Source organism: Moorena sp. SIO3B2, assembly GCF_010692525.1.
Taxonomy (GTDB): Bacteria; Cyanobacteriota; Cyanobacteriia; order Cyanobacteriales; family Coleofasciculaceae; genus Moorena; species Moorena producens.
Genome location: NZ_JAAHHE010000574.1, coordinates 1 through 3,054, shown reverse-complemented (window position 1 = coordinate 3,054; position 3,054 = coordinate 1). Strand labels below are relative to the sequence as shown.

Sequence of the window (3,054 nt, the reverse complement as noted above, 5' to 3'; positions counted from 1 at the left end):
CCCAAAATCATAAAGTCGGGGAAGCCTATCTCTGTTATGGTGGCTGCCTTTGCCGCCCATCCAAAGCCCGGATTACATCCAAGACTTAAGCTGATGCCACTTTTACTGAAATAATCTTTAACTGTAATATCACGATTGAAACTCGTGACCACGGATTTGCGGCTAAGTCCAGTTAGGGAAAAATGGCCATTCTCAAGCTTTACATCTTCGACTCGATTGAAGATCTGAACCAGTCGGTAGTTTTCCAGTTTATCTTTTAATTGCTCTTCCCAACCCTTGTTAGTAAAAACGAGATCTGCATCAGCCCAAACAACATATTTATGCTTTTCATTCAAATGGGATAACGCTACGTTATAGAATCTTTCTTTTTGCCAAATTACGGAAGCCGAGGGAATCTTGATGATTTTAAGATTCTCCGAGGAAACAATACTGTCAGTATCTAAGCCATAACAAACCAGGATTATATCAACTTTTTGGTTCCTTAAGCAAGCTAGTGATTTGACAAGAGCAATATACCTGGATTCACTATTTGAAAAATTAAAATAAGCTAGAATAACGACCGTATCCATAACTGCAGTGATCCTTTTCATTGGTACTACTATACAATGGAAAGGCTCTCCCCATAAAAAATATATAGGAACCCTAAATCATTTTACAACTTCTACACGGATTCCTATATAGGCACTGATTGCATTATTGTTCAAGAAGCAAATGGCTTATTAATGTCGTCCCTAATGCTTTTGGGGTTGTTTGCTTTCACGTAGTGTCTCTATCATGAGAATCGAGGTGTTCGGCACACAGCCCCGTGGAACCACGCCAGTGAGGTCTTGGGGGTTACTCCCAAGACCTTACTACATCGCTGTTCCCTGATCGGAAGTTCCCTGATCGGAAGTTCCCTACTCCCTAAAACCTACTCCCTAAAACCTACTCCCTAAAACGAAAGTACCTCACCCACTTGATAGCTATATTATCGGTAGTAAAATTCAAAATCTTTTAATGCTGCTACTCTGGCTCGATTAAAATTATAGTGATAGCCCAGTTTGCGTTTCAAGGAAGCCCAAAACGTTTTCTGTTTTTTCTCATGAGAAGCATCTAGATGTTTTTTGACTTCATTAATCCTGTCCCAGCTAGAACTTCTGCTAATAGTGAATCCTGCTTTAGCAGCAGCCAGTCCTAAGGTAATACCTGAGCCACCATGAATACCTTGTAACTCAAAATAGCGCCCGATCATACCCCATTGTTTAATAAATTCTTTTTCTTTGCCACCATCTCTAGAAACAAAAAATAAAGATTCTCCTATATAAATTGCTTTGTCTAAGCAGATATCTAACTTAGAGGCTATCTGTTTAAGGGGCTTTAATCTTTCTGGATTATAGTTTTGTATATGCTCGATAATATTTCCTTGATGTCCTGCTGTAATTCCAGGCAGTACTTCAATAGTTTCAGGTAAGCTACCTATAATCCTGGTGTCAGCATCAATTTGTATGGCGACAGGAAACTTTGACAAAGCCTTCTCAATCTCAAAGCGTTTGTCATGATAACAATGAAGAATTCCTGTTTGCTGGTGTTTAAACGCTAAAACGTTCTTACAGTTATCAAAATCCTTGACATCATCGGTGGCAACTATTAATAATTTTCCTGGAGCATACTTTTCTAAATCTCCTGCTAGTTCTTTGGCAAGAAAGCGATACTTACTACGGAGAGCTAAAGTACAGAAGCAAAAATCTTTTTCTGGCTTAATCATAGTCTTCTCCAAAAACGGTTTTTTCCTTCCTATCTCTTGGTGCGCGTTCCCTTGGCGACAGAACATCGCGCCTGTCGCACCACTTTCTCAATTCAGAGTTTGAGCTGAAACTTATCCAGCTGATTTTCCGACTGCCAATCACCATGTAATGGCTTAAACGGTCGTGGCTGGAGCTATAGTCTCAAGCCCTAGCTACCTGAGCTATCTCAGGCTTAGTTATATAATTCCCAGAAATATAAAGCTAGTCACAGTATGGATGCGAAAAGTACCATCAATAGGAAATATCAGTCAATTAATAGACGTTGAGAAATTAACTATTATATGTATCGAATAGATGAGCGGAAAGTTTTTATGCTTTATTCTGCTGCTTTTGCGTTCCCGTAGCGGCTCTTTTGGAGCATCCCATTTCCCCCACGGCTTAAGATAGCCCAGCCTTCATAACAACCCAGCCGTAACCAGTCAACCTCTGAGATGAGAATTAGATCTCAAATGACACTTGTAAATGTATCGCTAAATGTATACCAGTTTACGGCTGAAGTTGTTGTTTAGTGATACCAACTACAACCACAGAAGTCTAATTAGATTTCCCTTTCAAATACGCTTGAGCAAGCTTAACCCATGAGTATCAGTGCCACAGGTATTAAATAGATTGTAGGTAGCACTCAACTGCAACACAAGCTTAGTTTGTTTTGGACTAGGTTGCCAGGGTTCAGGATTAGTGTAGGCATAGTAAGTTTCAACACCATCAATGCCTAAGTGGGCTATAGCAGTAATTAACTCATCTGCTGACTTGCGGTAACGGGCTGGATGAGCCAACACTGCTAAACCACCGGCCTGATGGATAGCATCAATCACTGCACCAGCCTTAGCATCATTACCGGTCGGTGCGGTTCCAGTGAAATAGCGCTTTAAACTAGGATGTTCTGGCTCAAAAGCATAGCCAAGGATATGAACGTCATCATTAAGGAGTTTGGCGGTAATTTCGACACCAGTCCAGAAGTGGGGTAATGAATCACAGAAAGATGACTCCTGCTGCCATTTTTCTATGCAAGCTTGAGCAACTTGATAACCAGCAACGGAGTGGTGATCGGTTATGGCAAGTCCCTTAAGACCAATGGTAATTGCCTGCTTAATCAACTCTTCCGGTTTGAGCCGACCATCAGAGTAAATGGTGTGCATATGAAAATTGTAGCGATAGGGACAGCTATCAGGCTCAATCGTTTCCCACACTTGCCGGAGAGCTTGTTGATTTTTTGCTGCTATCTTAGGTGAAGCAGACCCTTGAGCAATATTGACTACCATAGATACTT

The 3,054-nt window shown here is 40.9% G+C and carries 3 protein-coding genes; all 3 read right to left on the bottom strand.

Translation table 11 applies throughout. The features are described from left to right. On the bottom strand, positions 1–590 hold a 590-nt coding region (locus F6K38_RS38185), incomplete at its 3' end, for a hypothetical protein (RefSeq protein WP_287360154.1). Positions 591–967: 377 nt separating this feature from the next. Then, the gene (locus F6K38_RS38180) at positions 968–1,744 is read right to left on the bottom strand and encodes a hypothetical protein (RefSeq protein WP_008185493.1); all 777 of its coding nucleotides are present in this window, start codon (positions 1,742–1,744) and stop codon (positions 968–970) included. A 591-nt stretch (positions 1,745–2,335) separates the two neighbouring features. After that, on the bottom strand, positions 2,336–3,046 hold the full coding sequence (locus F6K38_RS38175) for a PHP domain-containing protein (protein ID WP_008185495.1): 711 nt from the start codon (positions 3,044–3,046) through the stop codon (positions 2,336–2,338). Positions 3,047–3,054 lie beyond the last annotated feature (8 nt).